The sequence below is a fragment of the Spirabiliibacterium mucosae genome (genome assembly GCF_014884965.1).
GTDB lineage: Bacteria > Pseudomonadota > Gammaproteobacteria > Enterobacterales > Pasteurellaceae > Spirabiliibacterium > Spirabiliibacterium mucosae.
Genome location: NZ_JABTBO010000033.1, coordinates 1 through 21,343 on the forward strand (window position 1 = coordinate 1; position 21,343 = coordinate 21,343).

20 protein-coding genes and 1 pseudogene are annotated in these 21,343 nt (G+C 52.1%); 7 read left to right on the forward strand and 14 right to left on the reverse strand.

Going from position 1 to position 21,343, the window contains the following annotated elements; translation table 11 throughout:
• Nucleotides 1-81: 81 nt before the first annotated feature.
• Nucleotides 82-579, reverse strand: a complete 498-nt coding sequence (locus HPC37_RS09965) for a YbhB/YbcL family Raf kinase inhibitor-like protein (protein ID WP_208122969.1) — start codon at nucleotides 577-579, stop codon at nucleotides 82-84.
• A gap of 86 nt (nucleotides 580-665) precedes the next feature.
• Complete coding sequence (prlC, locus tag HPC37_RS09970) at nucleotides 666-2,699, reverse strand: oligopeptidase A (RefSeq protein WP_208122970.1); 2,034 nt, start codon at nucleotides 2,697-2,699, stop codon at nucleotides 666-668.
• A 130-nt stretch (nucleotides 2,700-2,829) separates the two neighbouring features.
• Here prlC and HPC37_RS09975 point away from each other — a divergent pair, with 130 nt between their 5' ends.
• From HPC37_RS09975 to phoR, 4 genes are all read left to right on the forward strand, one after another.
• Nucleotides 2,830-3,669, forward strand: a complete 840-nt coding sequence (locus HPC37_RS09975) for a 23S rRNA (adenine(2030)-N(6))-methyltransferase RlmJ (RefSeq protein WP_208122971.1) — start codon at nucleotides 2,830-2,832, stop codon at nucleotides 3,667-3,669.
• Nucleotides 3,670-3,798: 129 nt separating this feature from the next.
• Nucleotides 3,799-5,151: a glutathione-disulfide reductase gene (gorA, locus tag HPC37_RS09980; RefSeq protein ID WP_208122972.1), complete on the forward strand. Its 1,353-nt coding sequence runs from the start codon at nucleotides 3,799-3,801 to the stop codon at nucleotides 5,149-5,151.
• Between the two features lie 156 nt (nucleotides 5,152-5,307).
• A complete protein-coding gene (phoB, locus tag HPC37_RS09985) occupies nucleotides 5,308-6,006 on the forward strand; it encodes a phosphate regulon transcriptional regulator PhoB (protein WP_208122973.1) in 699 nt (232 codons plus the stop codon).
• Nucleotides 6,003-7,283: a phosphate regulon sensor histidine kinase PhoR gene (gene phoR / locus HPC37_RS09990; RefSeq protein WP_208122974.1), complete on the forward strand. Its 1,281-nt coding sequence runs from the start codon at nucleotides 6,003-6,005 to the stop codon at nucleotides 7,281-7,283. Before phoB ends, phoR begins: the two co-directional genes overlap by 4 nt.
• On the opposite strand, the gene hemB is transcribed toward phoR, so the two are convergent.
• The 8 genes and pseudogenes from hemB to HPC37_RS10030 form a co-directional block, all read right to left on the reverse strand.
• Nucleotides 7,280-8,296 carry a porphobilinogen synthase gene (gene hemB / locus HPC37_RS09995; RefSeq protein WP_235961736.1) on the reverse strand — a complete coding sequence of 339 codons (1,017 nt, stop codon included), beginning with the start codon at nucleotides 8,294-8,296 and terminating at the stop codon, nucleotides 7,280-7,282. The genes phoR and hemB overlap by 4 nt on opposite strands.
• A gap of 57 nt (nucleotides 8,297-8,353) precedes the next feature.
• Nucleotides 8,354-9,085, reverse strand: coding sequence for a twin-arginine translocase subunit TatC (tatC, locus tag HPC37_RS10000; RefSeq protein WP_208122975.1), 732 nt, complete (start codon nucleotides 9,083-9,085; stop codon nucleotides 8,354-8,356).
• A gap of 5 nt (nucleotides 9,086-9,090) precedes the next feature.
• The gene (gene tatB / locus HPC37_RS10005) at nucleotides 9,091-9,642 is read right to left on the reverse strand and encodes a Sec-independent protein translocase protein TatB (RefSeq protein WP_208122976.1); all 552 of its coding nucleotides are present in this window, start codon (nucleotides 9,640-9,642) and stop codon (nucleotides 9,091-9,093) included.
• A gap of 3 nt (nucleotides 9,643-9,645) precedes the next feature.
• Nucleotides 9,646-9,879, reverse strand: a complete 234-nt coding sequence (gene tatA / locus HPC37_RS10010; RefSeq protein ID WP_208122977.1) for a Sec-independent protein translocase subunit TatA — start codon at nucleotides 9,877-9,879, stop codon at nucleotides 9,646-9,648.
• Nucleotides 9,880-9,983: 104 nt separating this feature from the next.
• Nucleotides 9,984-11,617, reverse strand: a pseudogene (ubiB, locus tag HPC37_RS10015) (ubiquinone biosynthesis regulatory protein kinase UbiB).
• Nucleotides 11,617-12,261 carry a ubiquinone biosynthesis accessory factor UbiJ gene (locus HPC37_RS10020; protein WP_208122978.1) on the reverse strand — a complete coding sequence of 215 codons (645 nt, stop codon included), beginning with the start codon at nucleotides 12,259-12,261 and terminating at the stop codon, nucleotides 11,617-11,619. The pseudogene ubiB and the gene HPC37_RS10020 overlap by 1 nt, the downstream one beginning before the upstream one ends.
• Before the next feature lie 8 nt (nucleotides 12,262-12,269).
• On the reverse strand, nucleotides 12,270-13,037 hold the full coding sequence (ubiE, locus tag HPC37_RS10025) for a bifunctional demethylmenaquinone methyltransferase/2-methoxy-6-polyprenyl-1,4-benzoquinol methylase UbiE (protein WP_208122979.1): 768 nt from the start codon (nucleotides 13,035-13,037) through the stop codon (nucleotides 12,270-12,272).
• A gap of 68 nt (nucleotides 13,038-13,105) precedes the next feature.
• A complete protein-coding gene (locus HPC37_RS10030; RefSeq protein WP_208122980.1) occupies nucleotides 13,106-14,557 on the reverse strand; it encodes an aminoacyl-histidine dipeptidase in 1,452 nt (483 codons plus the stop codon).
• Between the two features lie 176 nt (nucleotides 14,558-14,733).
• Between HPC37_RS10030 and gpt the strand changes: the two genes are divergently transcribed.
• Nucleotides 14,734-15,231, forward strand: a complete 498-nt coding sequence (gene gpt, locus HPC37_RS10035) for a xanthine phosphoribosyltransferase (protein ID WP_208122981.1) — start codon at nucleotides 14,734-14,736, stop codon at nucleotides 15,229-15,231.
• Between the two features lie 2 nt (nucleotides 15,232-15,233).
• Here the strand turns inward: gpt and kdgT are convergent, their stop codons facing one another.
• Genes kdgT through HPC37_RS10050 form a run of 3 tightly spaced genes read right to left on the reverse strand, consistent with a single transcriptional unit; the run spans nucleotide 15,234 to nucleotide 18,095 of the window.
• Entirely contained in the window at nucleotides 15,234-16,217 is a 984-nt protein-coding gene (gene kdgT, locus HPC37_RS10040) for a 2-keto-3-deoxygluconate transporter (RefSeq protein ID WP_208122982.1), read from the reverse strand.
• A 21-nt stretch (nucleotides 16,218-16,238) separates the two neighbouring features.
• A complete protein-coding gene (gene kduI, locus HPC37_RS10045; protein WP_208122983.1) occupies nucleotides 16,239-17,081 on the reverse strand; it encodes a 5-dehydro-4-deoxy-D-glucuronate isomerase in 843 nt (280 codons plus the stop codon).
• Nucleotides 17,082-17,105: 24 nt separating this feature from the next.
• Nucleotides 17,106-18,095: a LacI family DNA-binding transcriptional regulator gene (locus tag HPC37_RS10050; protein WP_208122984.1), complete on the reverse strand. Its 990-nt coding sequence runs from the start codon at nucleotides 18,093-18,095 to the stop codon at nucleotides 17,106-17,108.
• Between the two features lie 170 nt (nucleotides 18,096-18,265).
• Here HPC37_RS10050 and rarD point away from each other — a divergent pair, with 170 nt between their 5' ends.
• Complete coding sequence (gene rarD, locus HPC37_RS10055) at nucleotides 18,266-19,156, forward strand: EamA family transporter RarD (RefSeq protein ID WP_208122985.1); 891 nt, start codon at nucleotides 18,266-18,268, stop codon at nucleotides 19,154-19,156.
• A gap of 64 nt (nucleotides 19,157-19,220) precedes the next feature.
• On the opposite strand, the gene icd is transcribed toward rarD, so the two are convergent.
• On the reverse strand, nucleotides 19,221-20,459 hold the full coding sequence (gene icd, locus HPC37_RS10060; protein WP_208122986.1) for an NADP-dependent isocitrate dehydrogenase: 1,239 nt from the start codon (nucleotides 20,457-20,459) through the stop codon (nucleotides 19,221-19,223).
• A gap of 123 nt (nucleotides 20,460-20,582) precedes the next feature.
• Between icd and HPC37_RS10065 the strand changes: the two genes are divergently transcribed.
• Complete coding sequence (locus tag HPC37_RS10065) at nucleotides 20,583-21,263, forward strand: pseudouridine synthase (protein WP_208122987.1); 681 nt, start codon at nucleotides 20,583-20,585, stop codon at nucleotides 21,261-21,263.
• The last annotated feature ends 80 nt before the right edge of the window (nucleotides 21,264-21,343 follow it).

Here is a 21,343-nt window from a genome sequence, read left to right on the forward strand (position 1 = left end):
TGGGGCTATTATACTGTGAAATGGCGGGAAATAATACGTTTTATCATAAAAAAACAGCCCCGAGAGGGGCTGCTTTCAAGATTAGGCATCATAGGTGCCAACAAGGTAGGCTTGGGCGAGAATATGCCCTTGCATGGCAAAATGCAGCTCATTGAAATGAAAGCCTGCGTCAAGTTCCAGCTCGCAATCAAGGGCATACACATAAAGCTCATAGCGATGGGCTTTATCTGGTGGTGCCATGCCGCCATAGCAGGCGCAATGCAGGCGATCTTGGCCGGCAATTTTGCCCGACCAGCTGTTGGTGCCTTGCACGTAATCGGTCGCTGAGGTGCTGTCGTTTTCGTCGAGCACCTCGCGTTTGACGTTCGCCGCCAGCCAGTGGATCCAGGTATACCCGCACACGGGCACAGCATCTTTGTCTTCGAGCACAATCGCGAAAGATTTGGTGCCGGCTGGAGCGCCGCTGATTTCCAATGGCAGCGAGCAAGTCGGCATGCCAAAATCGCTGACAAGTGCGCCGCGTTTGCCGTATTTATCATCAATCACGCCGTTTGTAATGCCTGAACTGGTTACTTTCATACACGCCTCCTTTGTGATAAATTCGCCCTCATTATAACCTATTGAGATCCAAAAATAAAAGTGCGGTCAAAACCGCACTTTTTGTTTTATTGAATCCCTTTGTGGCGCAGCAGTGCGTCGAGTTTTGGCTCGCGCCCGCGAAAGCGCTTAAACAGCACCATCGGCTCTTCACTGCCGCCGCGGCTTAGAATGTTGTCTAAAAACGCTTTGCCCGTTTCAGGGTTGAAGATGCCTTGCTCTTCAAACAACGAGAACGCATCCGCCGAGAGCACCTCTGCCCACAGGTAGCTGTAATACCCCGCAGCATAGCCGCCAGCAAAAATGTGGCTGAAGGCATGAGCAGGGCGCGTCCAATCCAGCGGTTTGAATACCGCCACTTGGTTGCGCACCGCACTTAGGGTTTCTTGCACTTGCGCGCCTTGGCTTGGGTCAAAGCGGTAATGCAAGGTGAAATCAAACAAGCCAAACTCCAGCTGGCGCAGCACAAACATCGCCGCTTGGTAGTTTTTCGCCTTCAGCAACTGCGCGAGTTTGTCGGCTGGCAGCGGCTCGCCTGTTTCATAATGCCCCGAGATGAAATCCAACGCGTCCTTTTCCCAGCACCAGTTTTCCATAAATTGGCTTGGCAGCTCAACCGCATCCCACGGCACGCCGTTGATGCCCGCCACGCCGCTGACATCAATCAATGTGAGCATATGATGCAGCCCGTGGCCAAATTCGTGGAATAGCGTAGTCACTTCATCGTGGGTGAACATCGCCGGTTTGTCGCCAATCGGTTTGTTGAAATTGCAGGTTAAATACGCCACCGGTTTTTGCAGCTGGCCGTTGACGCGCTTGCGCCCGATGCAATCGTCCATCCACGCACCGCCGCGTTTGTTGGCTCGGGCGTAAAGATCGAGATAAAAACTGCCGCGCAGCTCACCGTCGGCGTCGAGAATATCAAAAAAGCGCACATTTTCGTGCCACACGTCCACGCCTTGGCGCTCTGTCACCTTGACGCCATAGATGCGTTTGACCACTTCAAACAAGCCGCTGAGCACGCGATCTTCTGGGAAGTATGGGCGCAGCTCTTCGTCGTTGATGGCAAAAAGATGCTGCTTTTGTTTTTCGCTGTAAAACGCCACATCCCAGGGGGAAAGTGCGGTCACGCCAAAATGGTCACGACAAAACTGTTCTAATTCTGCCCGCTCTTTTTCGCCCTGCGGTTTCGCGCGTTTAGCCAGATCGTTTAAAAAGTCCATCACCTGGTCAGGGTTCTCGGCCATTTTGGTGGCCAGCGAATAGTCTGCATAAGTGGCAAAGCCAAGCAATTGCGCCAGTTCATAACGCAGTTGCAGAATTTCTTCAATGATCGCGCTGTTGTCCCATCTGCCCGCATTTGGGCCTTGGTCGGAGGCGCGGGTGGTGTAGGCGCGATAGAGCGTTTCACGCAACGTGCGGTTTTCGCAATAGGTCATCACAGGAAGATAACTTGGGATTTCCAGGGTGAAGCGCCAGCCGTCTTTTTCTACTGCTTTGGCTGCCTCACGCGCGGCTTGCAGCGCGGACTCGGGCAGGCCTTTGAGCTCGGTTTCATCAGTGATGATGATATCCCAACCCATGGTAGCATCAAGCACGTTGTTGCTAAATTGCGAGCTCAGCTCTGATAAGCGCGCCACAATCTCGCCGTAGCGCTGCTGTTTGTCTTTTTCAAGCCCAATGCCTGAAAGGGTGAAATCGAGCAAAATATCATCAATCGCTTTTTGCGCGGCGATGTCAAGCTTGGCGTATTCCTCGCCCTCTTTGAGGGATTTATACGCTTGATAAAGCCCTTGGTGCTGCCCCGCCCAGGTGCTGTATTCAGACAGCAACGGCAGGCAGGCTTGATAAGCCTCGCGCAGCTCAGGGCTGTTTTTCACCGCATTAAGGTGCCCCACCGGCGACCACGCGCGGCCGAGGCGATCGCTGACTTCCGCCAGCGGCTGATAAAGGTTATCAAAGGTAAAGTGCGGTTGCGCCAGCACGCGCTCGACAGTGTCGCGGCAATCTTGAATGCATTGTTTGATGGCGGGCACCACGTGCTCGGGTTTGATGTGAGAAAACGGCGGCAAGCCGTCAAATTGCAATAGTGGGTTTGACATAATCGTTCCTTTTATGAGTGATGCTTAATAGATTAGGCGAAGTGGTGAGAAATTCAAGGGCTGATAGATTTTTCCGTTCAAAAAAAGCAAAAGTGCGATACACTTACGCCAAAGACGAAAAGGAAAGACTATGTTAAGTTATCGCCACAGTTTTCATGCGGGCAACCACGCCGATGTGCTGAAACACACCGTGCTGGTGGCCATTTTGCGCGCCTTGCAACAAAAAGAAAAAGGCTTTTTTTATCTCGACACCCACGCTGGCGCGGGGCGTTATAGCCTGCAATCAAAAGAATCGGAAAAAACCGCCGAATACCTCGATGGCATCGCCAAATTGTGGCAGGCGGACGATTTGCCCGCGGTGGTGGCAGATTATCTCAAGCAGGTGAAAGCCACTAACGGCGACGGGCAGCTGCGCTTTTACCCAGGCTCGCCGCTGATAGTGTGCAATTTGCTGCGTGGTCAAGACAGCGCGCTGGCCTGCGAGCTGCACCCGAGCGACTTCCCGCTGCTTAGGCGCAATTTGCAGCCGTTTCAGCAAGCCAAATGCCTGCGCGGTGACGGTTATCAGCAGCTCAAAGCCGCCCTACCACCGCCAACGCGCCGTGGGCTGATTTTGATGGACCCGTCCTATGAGCTCAAAAGTGATTACGAGCAAGTGGTGACCGCACTTTGTGAGGGCTACAAGCGCTTTGCCACCGGGGTTTATGCCATTTGGTACCCCGTTGTATTGCGCACGCACATCAAGCGCATGGTGCGCGCACTGGAGCAAACGGGGATTAAAAAAATCCTGCAAATTGAACTGGCCATGCGGCCTGATTCCACCCAGCGCGGCATGACCGCCAGCGGCATGATTGTCATCAATCCACCTTGGACGCTGGAGGCCGAAATGCGCGAGGCACTGCCTTATCTCGCCCGCACCCTCGGCGAAGACACCGCCAGTTGGACGCTGTCGTGGCTGGCGGGTGAATAGCCTGTGGCCAGTTGAAAGGCAAAGTGCGGTCAGCAAAGTTTGTGACGATTAAAGCAATCAACATTTTCGAATGGAATTTGCGCCCAAAGTTAGGCACAATAGATAAAATTTAAGCGAAAAGGAATGGTTATGACGAAACATTATGATTATATTGCCATCGGTGGTGGCAGTGGTGGCATTGCCTCAATCAATCGTGCAGCGAGCTATGGCAAAAAATGCGCTATTATTGAGGCCAAAGAACTCGGCGGCACCTGCGTGAATGTAGGCTGCGTGCCGAAAAAAGTGATGTGGTACGGCGCACAAATCGCCGAAGCAGTGAATTTGTATGCCCAAGACTACGGCTTTGATTTGGTCAATAACGGCTTTAGTTTCAAAAAATTGGTAGAAAGCCGCCAAGCCTACATCGGGCGTATCCATCAATCTTATGAGCGAGTGCTCGGCAATAACAAAGTCGATGTCATCAAAGGCTTTGCCAAATTTGTCGATAACCGCACTTTAGAGGTCAACGGCGAAAAAATCACCGCCGATCATATTTTGATCGCAACCGGCGGCCGCCCATCTATGCCAAACGTGGAAGGTGCAGAGCTAGGCATTGACTCCGACGGCGTATTTGCGCTGCGTGAGTTGCCAAAACGTGTTGCCGTGGTCGGGGCAGGTTATATTGCTGTTGAATTGGCTGGCGTATTACACAATTTGGGCGTAGATACCCATTTGTTTGTGCGCAAACACGCACCACTGCGTAGCTTTGACCCATTAATCGTGGACACCTTAGTGGAAGTGATTGAAGCAGAAGGCCCAACACTGCATAAAAATTCCACCCCGAAAGCCCTGTACAAAAATGATGACGGCAGCTTAACTCTTGAGCTTGAAGGCGGTGAAAAACATAGTGTGGATTGTGTGGTGTGGGCAATTGGCCGTGAGCCTGCAACCGATAACCTCAACCTTGAGGCGGCTGGTGTGAAAACCAATGCTCGTGGCTACATTGAGGTGGACAAATTCCAAAATACCAACGTAAACGGCATTTATGCGGTGGGCGACAACACGGGCGCCATTGAGCTAACTCCTGTTGCGGTGGCAGCAGGCCGTCGATTGTCAGAGCGTTTGTTCAACAACAAACCAAACGAACATTTGGACTACAATCTCGTGCCAACCGTGGTGTTCAGTCACCCGCCAATCGGCACTGTAGGCTTAACCGAGCCACAGGCTAAAGAACAGTATGGTGAGGAAAACGTAAAAGTTTATACATCATCTTTCACTGCAATGTACACCGCCGTGACGCAACACCGCCAGCCATGCCGCATGAAATTAGTCTGCGCTGGCCCTGATGAAAAAATCGTTGGCCTTCACGGTATTGGCTTTGGTGTGGATGAAATGATCCAAGGCTTTGCAGTCGCAATCAAAATGGGTGCAACTAAAGCTGACTTTGATAACACTGTGGCTATTCACCCAACTGGCTCAGAAGAGTTTGTGACCATGCGCTAACTGGCGTATAAAATATCAAGTGCGGTTGGCTTCAACCGCACTTTTTTTATGCCAAAAAGTTACACTTATCACAGATTCACCGTTCAAATATTGAGCGCAACGAAGTGTTTTTGTATAGTAGTAGCGAAAAACCTTGTGACTGTAAAAGGGGGCCACATGGGTGCATGCATCCTGATTGTTGAAGATGAACTTGCCATTCGTGATATGATTGCCTTGGTGCTCACCCAGCATGGCTTTTGTGCCTGCCAAGCGCGGGATTATCAACAAGCGTTGCAGCAACTCGCCAATCCGCCTGATTTGATTTTGCTCGATTGGATGCTCCCAGGGCGCTCGGGGCTGCAGCTGCTGCAACACATTAAACAACACGCCGATTTTTCCCACATTCCTGTGATTATGCTCACGGCCAAAATTGATGAAAAAGATTGCATCTCCGGGCTTGATTCGGGCGCGGATGACTACATCACCAAGCCGTTTTCACCCAAAGAGTTGATCGCGCGGCTCAAAGCGGTGCTGCGCCGTGCGGGGCTTGAGCGCATCAAGCAACAGATTGACGTTGACGGGCTGATTCTTGAGCCTGACAGCCGCCGCGTCTATTGCCAGCGGCAAGAAATCAACCTCAGCGCCACCGAGTTTAAGCTGCTGCACTATTTTATGACCCATCAAGACAAAGTTCACAGCCGTGAAAAGCTGCTCGACCGCGTGTGGGGCGATGATATTTATGTGGAAGACCGCACGGTGGATGTTTATGTCCGCCGGCTGCGCAAAAACTTAAGCGCTAGCGGGTTTGACCGCTACATTCACACCGTGCGCAGCGCGGGCTATCGCTTCAGCCGCCCGCGTGGGAGTGCCGCATGATTGTCAACTGGAGCCTTGAGTTGCTAATTTCAGCCCTGCTGGCGGTGGTGTTTTCACTGTTTGCGGGGCACTTTTGGGCGTGGTTTACCTTTTTTTTGGTGTTGGCGCTGCTTTTTCATCACTACAACGAAAACAAGTTGCTTAGCTGGCTGCACAATAACGACCCTCGCCCCAGCCACCAAATTGGCATTTGGGATACGCTTTCGCAAACCATTGCCTACCAAAAACGGCGCACTCGCAAAGAGCGGTTTAAAACGTTGCGCGTGCTCTCTAGGCTAAATAAGCAAATTCAATTTTTGCCCGATGCGGTGCTGATTTGCCAGCGCGATGGCACCATTTTGTGGTGCAATATCGCCGCGCAAGAGCTGTTTGGCTTTTATTGGCATAAAAAGGTGGTGAAGAACATTTTCAACGTGATTTTTTACCCAGAATTTAAAGTCTATGCCGAGAACAGCGAGGCCAACGCGCCGCTGGTGCTGATGCCCTCAGAGACGCAATACATCGAAATCTCCAAAGGGGAATACGACGAGCAGCTGACGATGTTTATCGCCCGCGACATCACGCAGGTGATCAAGCTGCTCCACTCGCGCCAAATTTTCCTCTCCAATTTCAACCATGAACTGCGCACGCCACTGACAGTGCTGCAAGGCTATTTGGAGCTGCTGCACGACGACAGCATTGCAGGCGAGGCGCGTCGCCACAGCCTTGAGGTGATGCAACAACAAGTGGCGCGCATGGAGAGCTTGCTCAAGCAACTGACCTTGCTGGTGAAAATTGAAACCTCCGCCGGCGGCGAAATGCAAAGTGCGGTCAACGTGGCGGAAATTATCAATCAAGCCCAGCATGAAGCCGAGCTGCTGGCCGAGGGCAAAGTTAAGATTCGCTCTGAGGTGGACGCAAGCCTGTTGATTCATGGCAACAGTGTCGAGATCACAAGCCTCATCACCAATTTAATCATCAACGCGGTTAAGCACGCCCAGGCCGAGCGGTTGCGCATTGTTTGGCAGCGCCAGGAAGCGGGGGGCTATTTTGCGGTGGAAGATGACGGCGTGGGCATTGCCGCGCGCCACTTGCCGCGGCTCACGGAGCGATTTTATCGCGTGGATGAAGGCCGCAGCGAGGGCGGCAGCGGCATTGGGCTGGCGATTGTCAAACACGCGCTGGTGCATCTCAACAGCCAATTACACATTGACAGCGAGGTGGGCAAAGGCAGCACCTTTTCGTTTGTCATCCCACCTGAGCATTTGCTCGATGCACCGCACTTTAATAAAAATTAACTTGCATCAATAAGCCACTGAGCCACTTTTTTGGCGTAATACGTCAATATGCCATCAGCGCCTGCGCGTTTGAAGCATAATAACGACTCTAAAATGCTCGCTTTTTCATCCAGCCAGCCGTTGTCAATCGCCGCTTGCAGCATGGCGTATTCGCCCGAGACTTGATAGGCAAAGGTCGGCACACCAAATTGCTGTTTGACGCGATAGACCAAATCCAAATACGGCAAGCCCGGTTTGACCATCACCATGTCAGCGCCCTCTTGCAAGTCCAGCGCCACTTCACGCAGGCCTTCGTCGCTGTTGGCCGGATCGAGCTGGTAGGTTTTTTTGTTGCCCCCTTTGAGGTTGCCACTCGAGCCGACGGCATCACGAAAAGGGCCGTAAAAGCATGAAGCGTATTTGGCGGAATAGGCCATGATTTGTGTATTGACAAAGCCGTTGGCCTCAAGTGCGGTGCGGATTTCACCAATGCGCCCGTCCATCATATCGCTTGGTGCAACAATGTCCGCCCCCACTTTGGCGTGGGATAGGGCTTGTTTGACTAAGATTTCGGTGGTGATGTCGTTGACCACATAGCCGTCGTCGTCAATAATGCCGTCTTGCCCGTGGGTGGTGTAAGGATCGAGTGCGATATCGGTCAGCACGCCTAATGTTGGGCAGCTGGCCTTCAGCGCTTTCACTGCGCGTTGCACCAGCCCTTGTGGGTTGTAGGCCTCTTCGGCCATCAGGGATTTTTTATCTTGCTCAATCACCGGGAAAAGTGAAATCACTGGCACCCCGAGTGCCACTAACTCTTGGGCTTCAATCAGCAATTGATCGAGCGTTAAGCGCTCAACACCAGGCATTGACGGCACTGCTTGGCGGGCGTTTTCACCCTCCATGATAAAGACAGGGTAAATCAAGTCATTCACGCTCAACTGATTTTCTGCCACGAGGCGGCGGCTGAAATCGTGCCGACGCAAACGGCGCATTCTCCCTTGTGGAAACGGCGCAAAAGGCATTTGAATATTCATAAAACTTCCTTAAACAATAAAGACGCCTGATGGCGCCTTGTGAACATAAAAGTGCGGTCAGTCTTCTTCGCGGGGCTGATAAAAACGTGAGCAATAAACGCCGACTTCAAACAATAAAAACATCGGCAACGCCAGCAGCGTTTGCGAGAAGATATCCGGCGGGGTGAGCAGCATGCCGATGACAAACGCCGCGACCAAAATATACGGGCGTTTTTTTCGTAGGTCGTCGGCGGTGGTGATCCCCGTCCAGCACAGCAAAATGATCGCCACGGGCACTTCAAAACAGATGCCAAAGGCGAGGAAAATTGTCAGCACAAAATCGAGATAGCTGCTGATATCGGTGGCAATCGTCACGCCCTCTGGTGCGGTGTGGGTCATAAAGCCAAATACCAGCGGGAAGACAACATAATAGGCAAACGCCACGCCAACATAAAACAGCAAGGTGCTTGAAAACAGCAGCGGATAAACTAAGCGCTTTTCGTGCTGATAGAGCGCAGGAGCGACAAAGGCCCAAATTTGATACAAAATAAACGGCACTGAGATAAACACCGACACAATCGCGGTGAGTTTCAGTGGCGTGAAAAACGGCGCGGCCACACCCGTTGCGATCATGCTCGCCCCTTGCGGCATTTGATTGATCAGCGGCAAGGCCACAAGGCGATAAATATCGTTTGAGAAAAACACCAAACAGGCAAACACCACCAGCACGCACACAATGGCGCGCAACAAGCGGTTGCGCAATTCAACCAAGTGGCTGATTAAAGGTTGAGAATCTTCAACAGATGACATAACAGCTACTCTTTTGCAGGTGGCTTAGGTTTGGCTGGCGCAGGGGCGGCAAGCTCGTCGGATTCGGCGGGGATGTCCATACCGTGGTATTGCCAGGGCACGTTATCGCCTTGTTCAGCCTCGTCAACCGCACTTTGCTCTTCAACGTGGGCCTGCTCGCTTTCGGCTTCCACCGCTTCGGCGTGGTCGTCGTGGTCGACGCGCTCGGACTCTTCCACGCTTTTCACGCGGTCATTAATGGCGTTATTAATCGAGTTTTGCTCTTGTTGCAACTGCTGTTGCATGGTGTGCGCCGAGTGCTTGAGGTCTTCAATATTTTGCGCCAAATCTGGCGACAGCTCGCTTAAATTGAGCTGCTCGGCTTTTTTAATGCTTTCTTGCAGCTCGTGGAGCTTGAGCTCTTGGCTGAGCTCATTTTGCACATTGGTTGCCAGCCCACGAATAGTGCGAATCCAGCTCACCACGGTGCGAATCGCCACAGGCAAGCGTTGCGGGCCGAGCACCACCAAGCCCACAACAAAAATCAGCAAAAGCTCTGAAAAGCCGATATCAAACACGGATTAAACCTGTTCGTTGTCTTTTTGTTTGACAGACTCAGCGCTGTTTGGCGCTTGATTGTTTTCAATTTTAGAGTTGAATTGAGCGTCTTGTTTGTCGTCGTCTTTCATCGCTTTTTTAAAGCCTTTGACGGATTCACCCAAATCAGACCCTAGGTTTTTCAGCTTTTTAGTGCCGAATAACAACACGATAATCAACACAATAATGGCTAATTGCCAAATACTAATACCACCCATAAAAACCTCTTGTTAGTTAAATTGATGCCTGGGCATCATTGATAAAGCCTGCTAGGTTTATAACCTATCGCGCCACACTAGTCAATTGACAATGCGCGCAATCCTTATTTTTTGAGCAATCCATAGCCCCAGATCAAAAACGCCAGCACCAGTAAGACCGCACTTAATGCCCCTGGCAGGTGGGCAAATTGCCACAAGGTGGTGACAAACACCACTGAGCCTGCGCCAAAATAGAAAGTGCGGTTTTTCTGCGCGCAGCGGTTATCGGCCAAATTTTGGTTGAGCAATTCGAGCTGCTTGCCAATGGCTTTTTGCTGCAGCAAGGCGTTGTAAAGCGCTTCAGGGAACTCAGCAAAATGCTCACGGAAATAAGGCATTTTGTCTTTCACGTTGCGATAAACCGATTTAAAGCCCACTTGCTCGTCAAGCCAGTCTTGCAAAAACGGCTTGGCGGTTTGCCACAAATCAAGCTGCGGATAAATCTGCCGGCCGAGTCCTTCGATATACAACAGCGTTTTTTGCAGCAGCACCAATTGCGGCTGCACTTCCATGTTAAAGCGTCGCGCGGTGTTGAATAAATTGAGCAGCACATGACCAAAAGAGATTTCACTCAACGGCTTGGCAAAAATCGGGTCGCACACGGTGCGGATCGCTTGCTCAAATTCTTGGATATTGGTGTCTTCCGGCACCCAGCCTGAATCCACGTGCAGCTCCGCCACGCGATGATAATCACGGTTGAAAAGGCCAAAAAGTTCTCGGCTAAATAGCGTTTATCCTCACGGTTAAGCGAGCCGACAATGCCACAGTCGATCCCGATATATTGCGGGTCGTCTAAATGCTCAGGGTTGACGAAAATATTGCCCGGGTGCATGTCGGCGTGGAAAAAGCTGTCGCGGAACACTTGGGTGAAAAACACCTGCACGCCGCGCTCAGCCAGCAGTTTCATGTTCGTGCCGCGTGCGTGCAACGTTTCGATATCCGAGACAGGGATACCGTAAATCCGCTCCATCACGATGACATTTTTGTGGCAATAATCGCTGTACATCTTCGGCACATAGAGCATTGGGCTGTCTTCAAAATTGCGCCTAAGCTGAATCGCATTGGCCATTTCGCGGCGCAAATCCAGCTCATCGAGCAGTGTTTTTTCATACTCTTGCACCACCTCAACTGGCCGCAACCGCCGCCCCTCGCTGGAAAGCCGCGGGATCCACGCCGCCAAGCGATACATTAATTTCACATCAGAGCGAATCGATTTTTCAATATTCGGGCGGATAACTTTGAGCACCACCTCTTCGCCGGCAAACGGTGTGTTGTCATTAAAGCGCGCGGTATGCACTTGCGCAATGGAGGCCGAGGCAAGTGCGGTTTCATCAAACTCACAAAACCACGTTTCCAGCCGCCCGCCAAGCTCTCGCTCAATTTGCGCGCGGGCAAGCTCGCCTGGGAAGGGCTCAACTTGATCTTGCAACAGCGCCAACTCATTGGCGATATCGGGCGGGAAGAGATCGCGCCGGGTGGAGAGCATTTGCCCGAGTTTGATCCAAACTGGCCCCAACTCTTGCAGCGCAAGGCGCAAGCGCACGCCATAAGGCGCATTCGGGTGGCGATTTTTGATCCAAAACAGGCTTTTGCGCGCCAGCCGCAGGGGCCGGGTGTAGCGGTTTTCAGGCAAGTGTTCGTCAAGCCCGTAGCGCAACAGCACATGAATAATATGATAAAAACGGGAATTACCCCACATTAGCGTGGCTCCTTGAGTTGTGCGCTCAGGTGCGCAATTTTGCCCGCCAAGCGTTGCTCGTCTTGAGCAAGGGCGCGCACCTCGGCGGCGAAACTGCTCAGCGCGGTGGCGGGCATCGCCACTTGCCACTCTTCGCTTAAGCGCTCGCCCCATTGCCCTTGCGCAACCGCACTTTGCTGTTTGAAAAACGCCCACGCTTGCGACACCAGCCGCGTGCCTTTGTGCGCGAGCACATCGCCAACATAAGGCGCGACCAGCTCCGCGGGGTTGCGCTCAAGGGCATTTAAAAGTGCGGTGAAATCTTGCAGCACTTGCAAATCACCATGCAGCACAATGCGTTTGTCGTTAATCAGCTCGCTCAGCTGGGCTTTTTTCGGCGGCGGCACCAGCACAGACGGGTTGGTGATAACATGGCAGTCCACCTCGCCGTCATAACGATTGAGCACCTCCACCCGCGTGGCGGAAAACACCAAAAAGTGCTCAATGTGCGGCGCGTTGAGCTCAAGGCGCAGCACCCGCTCGTTGAGCCGCTGCAAATGCGCTGCAGTGTTTTGGCTGCGAGCAATCAGCTGATTTAACAGCGTTTCTAGCACCGCGCTGCCCATTTGTGGCAGCATCAGTTGCTCAATCGGTGAAAATGCCATGCCGCCTCCTAAAACTTAAAGCCGCGATGCAAGGCCACGATGCCAGCGGTGAGGTTGAAGTATTCCACCTGCTCAAAGCCGGCTTGCACCATCATCGCTTTCAGCGTGTTTTGGTCTGGGTGCATGCGAATGGATTCCGCCAAATAGCGGTAGCTGTCGCCGTCTTTCACCACCACTTCGCCAATTTTCGGCAAAATATTGAAAGAATAGAAGTTATAGAGCTTGCTCAGCGGGTCCAGCACCGGTTTTGAGAACTCCAGCACCAGCAATCGGCCGCCTGGCTTGAGCACGCGGAACATCGACTCCAGCGCTCTTTGCTTGTCGGTGACATTGCGCAACCCAAAGCTGATGATGATGCAATCAAAGGTGTTGTCAGCAAACGGCAGGCACTCGGCGTTGGCTTGCACATAATCAACATTGCCGACCACGCCAAGATTGCGCAGTTTTTCACGCCCGACTTTGAGCATCGAGTCGTTGATATCCGCCAGCACCACCTGCCCTTGCGCGCCCACCATGCGGGAGAATTTAGCGGTAAAATCCCCTGTGCCACCGGCCAAATCCAGCACCTTTTGCCCCTTGCGCACGCCTGAGCAGTCAATCGTGAAGCGCTTCCACACGCGGTGAATGCCAAACGAGAGCAGATCGTTCATCAGGTCATATTTGTCCGCCACGGAATGGAACACATTGGCCACCAAGGCTTGTTTTTCTTCCTTGGCAACGGTTTTAAAGCCAAAGTGGGTGGTCTCGACGTCTTGTTGCAATGGTTGTTCGTTCATATCATCTCACTTTAAAAGTGCGTCAACCGCACTTTTGATTTTTTAAAGTGCGGTTGACCGCACTTTGCTTATTTATTGGGAATGTTCGCCAACAGTGCTTGCAGCAGTGTCCAGTAGGTTTGCACCGCTGGGATGTGGACTTTCTCATCTGGCGAGTGGGCGTTGCGAATGGTCGGCCCAATAGACACCATGTCAATGTGTGGATACGGGTCTTTCATCAAACCACACTCAAGGCCGGCGTGAATCACTTTCACTTTTGGCTCTTCGCCTAAAATGCGCTTATAGTGCTCAACGGTCACCGGCAGGATAGGTGAATTTTCATCAGGCTCCCAGCCAGGATAATTGTGGCTAAAGTCCACATTCGCGCCCGCCAGTGTGGTGATGGATTCCAGCGTTGAACACACTGCTTGTTTGCCGCTTTCGTTAAGCGAGCGGATCAAAATGGTGATGTGCAGCTCGCCTTTTTCCACCTTCAGCACGCCCACACTGAGCGAAGTTTCCACCACATCGTCAATCACATCGCTGTTGCGCATCACGCCATTTGGCAGCGCATTGATGAGATTGATCACCGTATCCGTTTGTTCTTGGCTATAGGCGCTCGCTGGGCGTTCGATGTCTTGCAAAAAGAGGGATAAATTCGGCTCAGCGTGGGACAGCTCGCCTTTTAACAGCTGTTCAAATTCGCTCACGCGTTGGCTCAGCACAGCTTCATCGCCGTCAAACACCAACACTGCGCTGGCCTCACGCGGAATGGCGTTGCGTACAGAGCCGCCAGTGATGTCCGCTAATTGGAAATCAACATGGGCTTGCAATTCAGCCAAAGTGCGGGCTAGTTGCTTGATGGCATTGGCGCGGCCAGTGTGAATGTCACCGCCTGAGTGGCCGCCACGCAACCCTTTGAGCACCAACAATTTGGCGTGTTTGAACGGGTTTTCCACCGCTTGGAGATCATAACGAATATCGGCATCCACGCCGCCGGCGCAACCGACATAAATTTCACCGTTCTCTTCGGTGTCGGTGTTGATTAAGATCTCACTTTGCAACCAATTTGGTTTCAAGCCGTGGGCGCCTTCCATGCCAGACTCTTCCGTCATGGTCAACAGCACTTCCAAATCAGGGTGTGGGATGTCGTCGCTATCCAGCACCGCCAGCGTTGACGCCAGGCCAATGCCGTTGTCTGCCCCCAAGGTGGTGCCTTGCGCGGTGACCCATTCGCCCTCAACAACGGGCTTGATGCTGTCTTTTTCAAAATCGTGCTCGGTGCCGTTATTTTTTTGTGGCACCATGTCAAGGTGCGCTTGCAAGGCCACTTTTTTGCGGTTTTCCATGCCGGCGGTGGCGGGCTTGCGCATTAAAATATTGCCCACGTCATCGCGCTCAACCCAGATGTTCTTTGATTTGGCCCAATTGACGATAAATTCAGCTAATTTTTCTTCATGAAAAGACGGATGAGGGATGTCACAGACTTGTTGAAACCATTGCCACAAGCGGGTTGGTTGAAGGTCGGTCATTTTTTGCATTATGGTGCTCCTTAGCATAATTTGGCGTTCGCAAGCAAAAAAATGTGTTCAATTCACACAAATGTTAAGTTAATCATAGCACAAAATTTAAAATCAGGTTATCCTAACGCATTTTTAAAATTTAGAGTGATTAAACAATCATCGCCAGTTTCTTAAGTTAACACAAAGGGTCGATTATGAGTGAAAAATATGTTGTAACCTGGGATATGTTCCAAATGCACGCACGCAAGCTCGCTGAGCGCCTGCTGCCCGCCTCACAATGGAAAGGCATTATTGCGGTTAGCCGCGGTGGCTTGTTCCCAGCGGCGGTGTTGGCGCGTGAATTAGGCCTTCGCCACATCGAAACGGCCTGCATCGCCAGCTACGAGCATGACCAACAAAGCGAAATCAAAGTCCTGCACGCCGCCCAAGGCGACGGTGATGGCTTCATCGTGGTCGATGATTTAGTCGACACCGGCAACACCGCCCGCGCACTGCGTGAAATGTATCCTAAAGCCCGTTTCGTCACCGTGTTCGCCAAACCCGCTGGCGCCGACTTGGTTGACGACTACGTTATCGACATCCCACAAAACACCTGGATTGAACAGCCTTGGGATATGGGCATCACCTTCGTCCCACCACTGGCGAGAAAATATAAAAAACCGCACTTTAAAGTGCGGTTTTTTTGTTATTGAGATTAGACTTTCAAATTGTGGTTGACTTCGGGGTCGTCTTGTTTGCCAAAGCGTTTGCACCAGAAGGCGGTGATGATTGGCACGACAATGGAGGTGACCACCACCGAGGTGGCAACCAGTGCGGTGGCAGCTGGAGCTACTGGCGCGAAGGCTGGCACCATGCCGGCGATGATAACCGGGTTGGCCACGGCCGCGCCTGCGGTGCTGGATGCCGCCAAACCTGCACCACCGTTACCGCCTGCGATAAATTTATCGGCGAGGATAAGCGGGATACCAGTGATGACAATCACACCTAAACCTAAGAACACGCCCAGCAAGCCAGTGTCGAGCACTACGGCGAGGTTGATGGTGTTACCCAAGGCATAACCAAAGAATGGGATCATCAACATGGTGCCTTGGCTGAAGAACGCTTTGCACTCTTTATCCAAATTACCCAGCGCGAAGCCGATTAAAAATGGCAGCACAGCGCCGACGAACAAGTGCGGTTCAAATTGTGCCACGCCTGTTGTGCCGAGGATCATCATGGTCACTAACGGGCCAGATTCAATCGACATCAGCACGAATGCGCCAGCCTCTTCTTTCGAGCCGTATTGCGCCATTAATGAGGCATAAAGGCCGCCGTTGGTCATGTCCATCGCGGTGACGATCGCCAAGGTGGACAGGCCTGCGAAAAAGCCAGTTTCAATCATGCCACCTGGGATGAATTTCACACACAACATGCCAACAACCCACGCCACGGCAATTTTAGTCACTAACAGTGTGCCGGATTTGCGAATCACGGTGCCAGTGGCGCGCAAGTCAATGCTGGCGCCCATGCAGAAGAACCATACAGACAAAATCGGCACGGTGCCGTGAATCAAGCCGTTGGTAAATGAGCCAAAATATTGCCCTGCGTTAGGTGCAAAAGTGTTGGTCAACGCGCCAAGCAACAAAGGAATGAGCATCAAGCCGCCTGGAAAGCGTTGTACTGCTTGCATAATTTTCATAATAGAGTCCTCAAATAACGATTAACGTAATTCAGTGATGTTGAGATTATCCATATCATCAAAGGCTTTGTTTTCGCCGCCCATCGCCCAGATAAAGCTGTAATTTGCCGTACCCGCGCCGCAGTGGATGCTCCAAGATGGGCTGATAATCGCCTCTTCGTTTTGCATCACAATGTGGCGAGTTTCAGTTGGTTGGCCCATGATGTGGAACACGGCGTTGTCTTGCGGCACTTCAAAATAGAAGTAAATTTCCATGCGGCGCTCGTGGGTGTGGCATGGCATAGAGTTCCACACACTGCCTGGTTTGAGTTGGGTTAGGCCCATTGACAGCTGGCAAGTTTCTAGCACATCTGGGTGGATGAATTGGTTAATCACACGGTCGTTGGCAGTTTCCATCGCACCCATTGGGCGTTTGTTGGCGTTCGCCATTGGGATAAAGGTGGTTTTGCACGGTTTGTGTGCGGGCGCTGACACCATGTAGAATTTAGCTGGTTTGTCGGCATTTTTACTGCTGAAGGTCACATTTTTGGTGCCCATGGTGATGTATAAACAGTCGGTGTAGGCCATTTCAAAGGTTTGATCGTCAGCTTTGATCACGCCCTCGCCGCCCACATTGAAAATACCCATTTCGCGACGCTCTAAGAAGTAGTGCGTGCCAAAGGTGTGCCAAATATCAAGGCCTTTTTCAAGGGAGACTTCTTCTTTCACGGGCATGCAGCCTACGGTCACCATGCGGTCAACGTGGCTGTAAACGGTGGTGAGTTCGTCAGCGCGGAAGAGGTTTTGCACCAAAAATTCGTTGCGCACTTCTTCGGTGGTGTAGCGTTTGAAATCATTTGGGTTAACACTGTAACGAGTATCCATAACATTCTCCTAAGTTAAACGGGCTCACAGTGAGCCGCGTGTGATCAATTTGCACTCAAGATAACGCTCAACGTGCGTATCTCGGCCTTGAATTCGTTCAATTAAACAGCGGGCACTTTGCTTGCCCATTTCAAAAGTGGGCTGCTCGAGCACCGTCATGCCAGGGCCGGCCAGCTCCATCCACGGCCAGTTGTCTACGCCACACAGCCCAACGTCATCGGGGGCGCGCAACTGGTGATGCTTCATAAACGCACCAATGTGTTGCAACACCATGCCGTTGGCAGCGAGAAAGGCGATTCTCTCGCCCTTGTGCGCCTCAACAAAGCCCAGGCATTGCGCGTGCAGCGCCGCTTTGTGGCTAAACTCCAGCACAACCGCACTTTGCCCGCGCGAGGCGTGATGCGCCACAAAGGCATCGCGCACAATTCGCCGCGTTTGGTTGGTGCCAATGGCTAGCGTCACCAGCGCAATGCGCGAGTAGCCTTTGCTGTGCGCGAGATCCAACATCGCATTCAGCCCTTGCTTGAGGTTGGAACTGACAATATCGCAGCCGGCGGCATGGAGCGGGCGGTCGGCAAGCACAATCGGTGTCAAAGTGCGGTTGACCTGCGCGAGGTAATCCACGTTTTCACCCGTGGCGTTGACAATCAAACCCTCCACCGATTTGGCGATCATCGAATCGATATAACGCCGCTCTTTGTCAACGCTGTCGCCGGTGCTGGCCAAAATGGCGGTGTAGCCATGGCGCTCGCACTCCTCGGCGATGCCACTGTATAAAATCGAGGAAAAGGGGCTTTGAATGTCAGACACCAGCACGCCGATCAAATGGCTTTTTTGCAGCCTTAAGTTGCGCGCCATTTGATTAGGCTTGTAGCCTGCGTGGGCGATCACCTCAGCGATTTTTTGCTTGGTTTGCGCCGACATGCTGTCATATTTGCCATTGAGATAACGTGAAATCGTGGTTTTGGAAAAGCCCGTTTGCAAGGCAATGTCCGCCATCGTGATTTTTCTCATCTCTCCTCCTCGTGAAATCGATTTACGAAATCGATTAACTTGAGCAAATACTAACCGTTTAAAATTTGAAACGCAATTCCCATTCTAGTGAAAACTTGATCCAAAACAAAAAATGGCGCTTTTTGTGTAATCCTTTATAATTGTGGGTTTTAATCACGATTGAAGATGACATGACAGAGAATCAAAAAGGCATCATCGCCGCGCTGATGTCGAATGTGCTCTTTGGCGCGCTCTATCTTTATGGCTACGCCATGGCGCCGTTGTCAGGCACGGAAACCTTCGCCTGGCGGATGGTCAGCATGGCTGGCAGCTTGTGGCTGTTTTTGCTCGCCACCCGCGGGTGGTATCAGCTGTTTCGCTTTGCTTACGGTGTGGGCAAGGCGTGGAAAACCTGGGCGCTGATTTTGTTGCCCACGCCGATTATCGCCAGCCAGTTTTGGCTGTTTATGTGGGCACCAGTAAACGGCTACGGGGTAGATGTGGCGATGGGCTATTTCCTCTTCCCGATTGCGATGGTGCTTAGCGGGCGGCTGTTTTTAAATGAAAACGTCACCCGCTTGCAGTGGCTCGGCGTGCTGCTGGCCGCACTCGGTGTCGGCCATGAGCTGTGGCAAACCCACGCGTTTTCATGGGTAACGATGTGGATCTTTTTCACCTACCCGATTTATTACATTTTGCGCCGCAAAATGGACGTGCCAACCTTAATCGGCTTGCTCATTGATCTCACCTTGATTTTGCCGTTTGCCGTGATCTACCTGCTCCACCAGCCGGTGGGCTTTTCGGTGCTCGCGGGGCTGAGCAAATATTGGCTGCTGATTCCGCTTTTGGGCTTGATGAGTGCCGCGGCGATGCAGCTCAATTTATTCGCCAGCTGCGCCCTGCCCGTCACGCTGTTTGGGATGTTTAGCTACCTTGAGCCCACACTGCTGTTTATTCTCGCCGTCACCGTGCTTGGCACACCATTAACGCTGCAATCGCTTATCACCTATGGTTTGATTTGGGCCGGCTTGGCGTTGACCATTGTCGACGGCTGGCTTAAAGTTAAACGCGCCCGCACCTGACCGCACTTTGCTTTTCAACAAAAAACCACCCCGCGGGGTGGTTTGAGATAAAAGTGCGGTCAAGTTACATATTGCTGATGATGTCGTCGGCAAATTCGGAGGTTGAACGCAAGGTTGCGCCTTCCATCGCGTTGGCAAAATCGGCGGTGACGGTTTTGTTCGCGATGGTTTTCGACACCGCATTGACGATCAAATCGGCCGCTTCCAGCCAGCCGAGGTGGCGCAGCATCATCTCACCACTTAAAATCAGCGAGCCTGGGTTGCCGATGTTTTTCCCAGCAATATTTGGCGCGGTGCCGTGGGTGGCCTCAAAAATGGCACAGTCGCGGCCAATGTTCGCCCCTGGTGCAATGCCAATGCCGCCGACTTGCGCGGCGAGCGCATCTGAGATGTAATCCCCATTGAGATTCAGCGTGGCAATCACGTCGTACTCCGTAGGGTGGAGTAAAATTTCTTGCAAGAACGCATCGGCAATGGAGTCTTTAATCACAATTTCACGGCCGGTTTTGGGGTTTTTCAACGTCATCCACGGGCCTTTGTCGATCAAAGTGGCACCCATCTCTTTGGCCACTTCATAGCCCCACTCTTTGAACGCGCCCTCGGTGAATTTCATGATATTGCCTTTGTGCACCAAGGTCAGTGATTTGCGATCGTTGTCAATCACATACTGCAATGCCGCTTTCACCAAGCGCTGTGTGCCTTCTTTTGACACAGGCTTAACACCAATGCCGCAGCCTTGCGGGAAGCGGATTTTCTTCACGCCCATTTGCTGTTGCAAAAAGTCAATCACTTGCTTCGCCTCGGCAGAATCGGCAGGCCACTCAATGCCGGCGTAAATGTCTTCTGAGTTTTCGCGGAAGATCACCATATCCACCAATTCAGGGTGTTTCACCGGGCTTGGGGTGCCTTCATAATAGCGAATGGGGCGTTGGCAGTTGTACAAATCCAGTCCTTGGCGCATCGCCACATTCAACGAGCGAATGCCACCACCCACTGGCGTCATCAACGGGCCTTTGATCGCCACATGGTATTGGCGAATGGCGGAGAGGGTTTCCTCGGGCAGCCAAACATCGCCGCCAAAACGCTCGTTGGCTTTGCCGCCGGCGTAAATTTCAAGCCACTGAATTTGGCGCTCACCGCCGTAGGCCTTAAGGACGGCAGCATCCAGCACTTTTTGCATCGCGGGTGTGACATCCACACCAATGCCATCACCTTCAATAAACGGGATCACAGGGTTATTCGGCACGCGCAAGCTGCCGTCTTGTTGCAGTTCAATGGCTTGGCCTTGTACACTATTTGGCATAAAAACTCCTTGGCTGGTTAGATGAATCACTAGCAATGCTAGTCTTTATTAAACAAGCATAGTATAGTTTTTTAATCGAAAATTCTCTTTGTGAGATCACATTTTAACGAATTTTTAACCTTTATGAAAAAAAATAGCGCCAAACCGCACTTTCGACATAAAAGTGCGGTTAAACATCGCCCAACCAACGCGCGCAGGCCCACGCCGAGCTTTGCGCAAACCGAGGTGATTTTGTTCAACAAACCCTACAATGTGTTGTGCCAGTTTAGTGACGACCCACGTTATGCCACTTTGAAGGCCTTCATCCCTGTGGCGAATGTCTATGCCGCCGGCCGCCTTGACCGCGACAGTGAAGGCTTGTTGCTGTTGACCAACAACGGGCTGCTGCAACACCGCTTGACCACGCCTGGCTTTAAAATGCCGAAAACCTACTGGGTGCAAGTGGAAGGCGACATCAGCGAAACCGCACTTTGCGCTCTGCGCGAGGGCGTGGAGATCAATGACGGCAAAACATTGCCTGCCTGCGCGCACAAAATTGCTGAGCCTGAAGCGCTCTGGCCACGCACGCCGCCGATTCGCACGCGTCAAGCCATCCCCACCAGTTGGCTGGCACTGACACTCACCGAGGGGCGCAATCGCCAAGTGCGGCGCATGACAGCTCACGTTGGCTACCCAACTTTGCGCCTGATCCGTGCGGAAATTGCTGGCCTCCCACTGGGTGATTTGCCCTCAGGGGCGTATCGCACACTCAACGCGGCGGAAAAAACCGCACTTTTCGCCGCTGTCAAGCTCAACGTGCGTTAGGCAGGCAAAGTGCGGTTTTCTCGATTTGATTGATATTTCAATGAGTTAAATCAAATTATCAACAAATAAATAAATTTATT

Coding starts and splice junctions, on each gene's coding strand:
- HPC37_RS10065 (WP_208122987.1), top strand. CDS start 20,583: ATGAAAAAAAATAGCGCCAAACCGCACTTTCGACATAAAAGTGCGGTT.
- phoB (WP_208122973.1), top strand. CDS start 5,308: ATGGGTGCATGCATCCTGATTGTTGAAGATGAACTTGCCATTCGTGAT.
- HPC37_RS09975 (WP_208122971.1), top strand. CDS start 2,830: ATGTTAAGTTATCGCCACAGTTTTCATGCGGGCAACCACGCCGATGTG.
- gorA (WP_208122972.1), top strand. CDS start 3,799: ATGACGAAACATTATGATTATATTGCCATCGGTGGTGGCAGTGGTGGC.
- prlC (WP_208122970.1), bottom strand. CDS start 2,699: ATGTCAAACCCACTATTGCAATTTGACGGCTTGCCGCCGTTTTCTCAC.
- HPC37_RS10020 (WP_208122978.1), bottom strand. CDS start 12,261: ATGGCATTTTCACCGATTGAGCAACTGATGCTGCCACAAATGGGCAGC.
- HPC37_RS09965 (WP_208122969.1), bottom strand. CDS start 579: ATGAAAGTAACCAGTTCAGGCATTACAAACGGCGTGATTGATGATAAA.
- kdgT (WP_208122982.1), bottom strand. CDS start 16,217: ATGAAAATTATGCAAGCAGTACAACGCTTTCCAGGCGGCTTGATGCTC.
- kduI (WP_208122983.1), bottom strand. CDS start 17,081: ATGGATACTCGTTACAGTGTTAACCCAAATGATTTCAAACGCTACACC.
- icd (WP_208122986.1), bottom strand. CDS start 20,459: ATGCCAAATAGTGTACAAGGCCAAGCCATTGAACTGCAACAAGACGGC.
- tatC (WP_208122975.1), bottom strand. CDS start 9,085: ATGTCATCTGTTGAAGATTCTCAACCTTTAATCAGCCACTTGGTTGAA.
- ubiE (WP_208122979.1), bottom strand. CDS start 13,037: ATGAACGAACAACCATTGCAACAAGACGTCGAGACCACCCACTTTGGC.
- phoR (WP_208122974.1), top strand. CDS start 6,003: ATGATTGTCAACTGGAGCCTTGAGTTGCTAATTTCAGCCCTGCTGGCG.
- tatA (WP_208122977.1), bottom strand. CDS start 9,879: ATGGGTGGTATTAGTATTTGGCAATTAGCCATTATTGTGTTGATTATC.
- HPC37_RS10050 (WP_208122984.1), bottom strand. CDS start 18,095: ATGAGAAAAATCACGATGGCGGACATTGCCTTGCAAACGGGCTTTTCC.
- hemB (WP_235961736.1), bottom strand. CDS start 8,296: ATGAATATTCAAATGCCTTTTGCGCCGTTTCCACAAGGGAGAATGCGC.
- HPC37_RS10030 (WP_208122980.1), bottom strand. CDS start 14,557: ATGCAAAAAATGACCGACCTTCAACCAACCCGCTTGTGGCAATGGTTT.
- gpt (WP_208122981.1), top strand. CDS start 14,734: ATGAGTGAAAAATATGTTGTAACCTGGGATATGTTCCAAATGCACGCA.
- rarD (WP_208122985.1), top strand. CDS start 18,266: ATGACAGAGAATCAAAAAGGCATCATCGCCGCGCTGATGTCGAATGTG.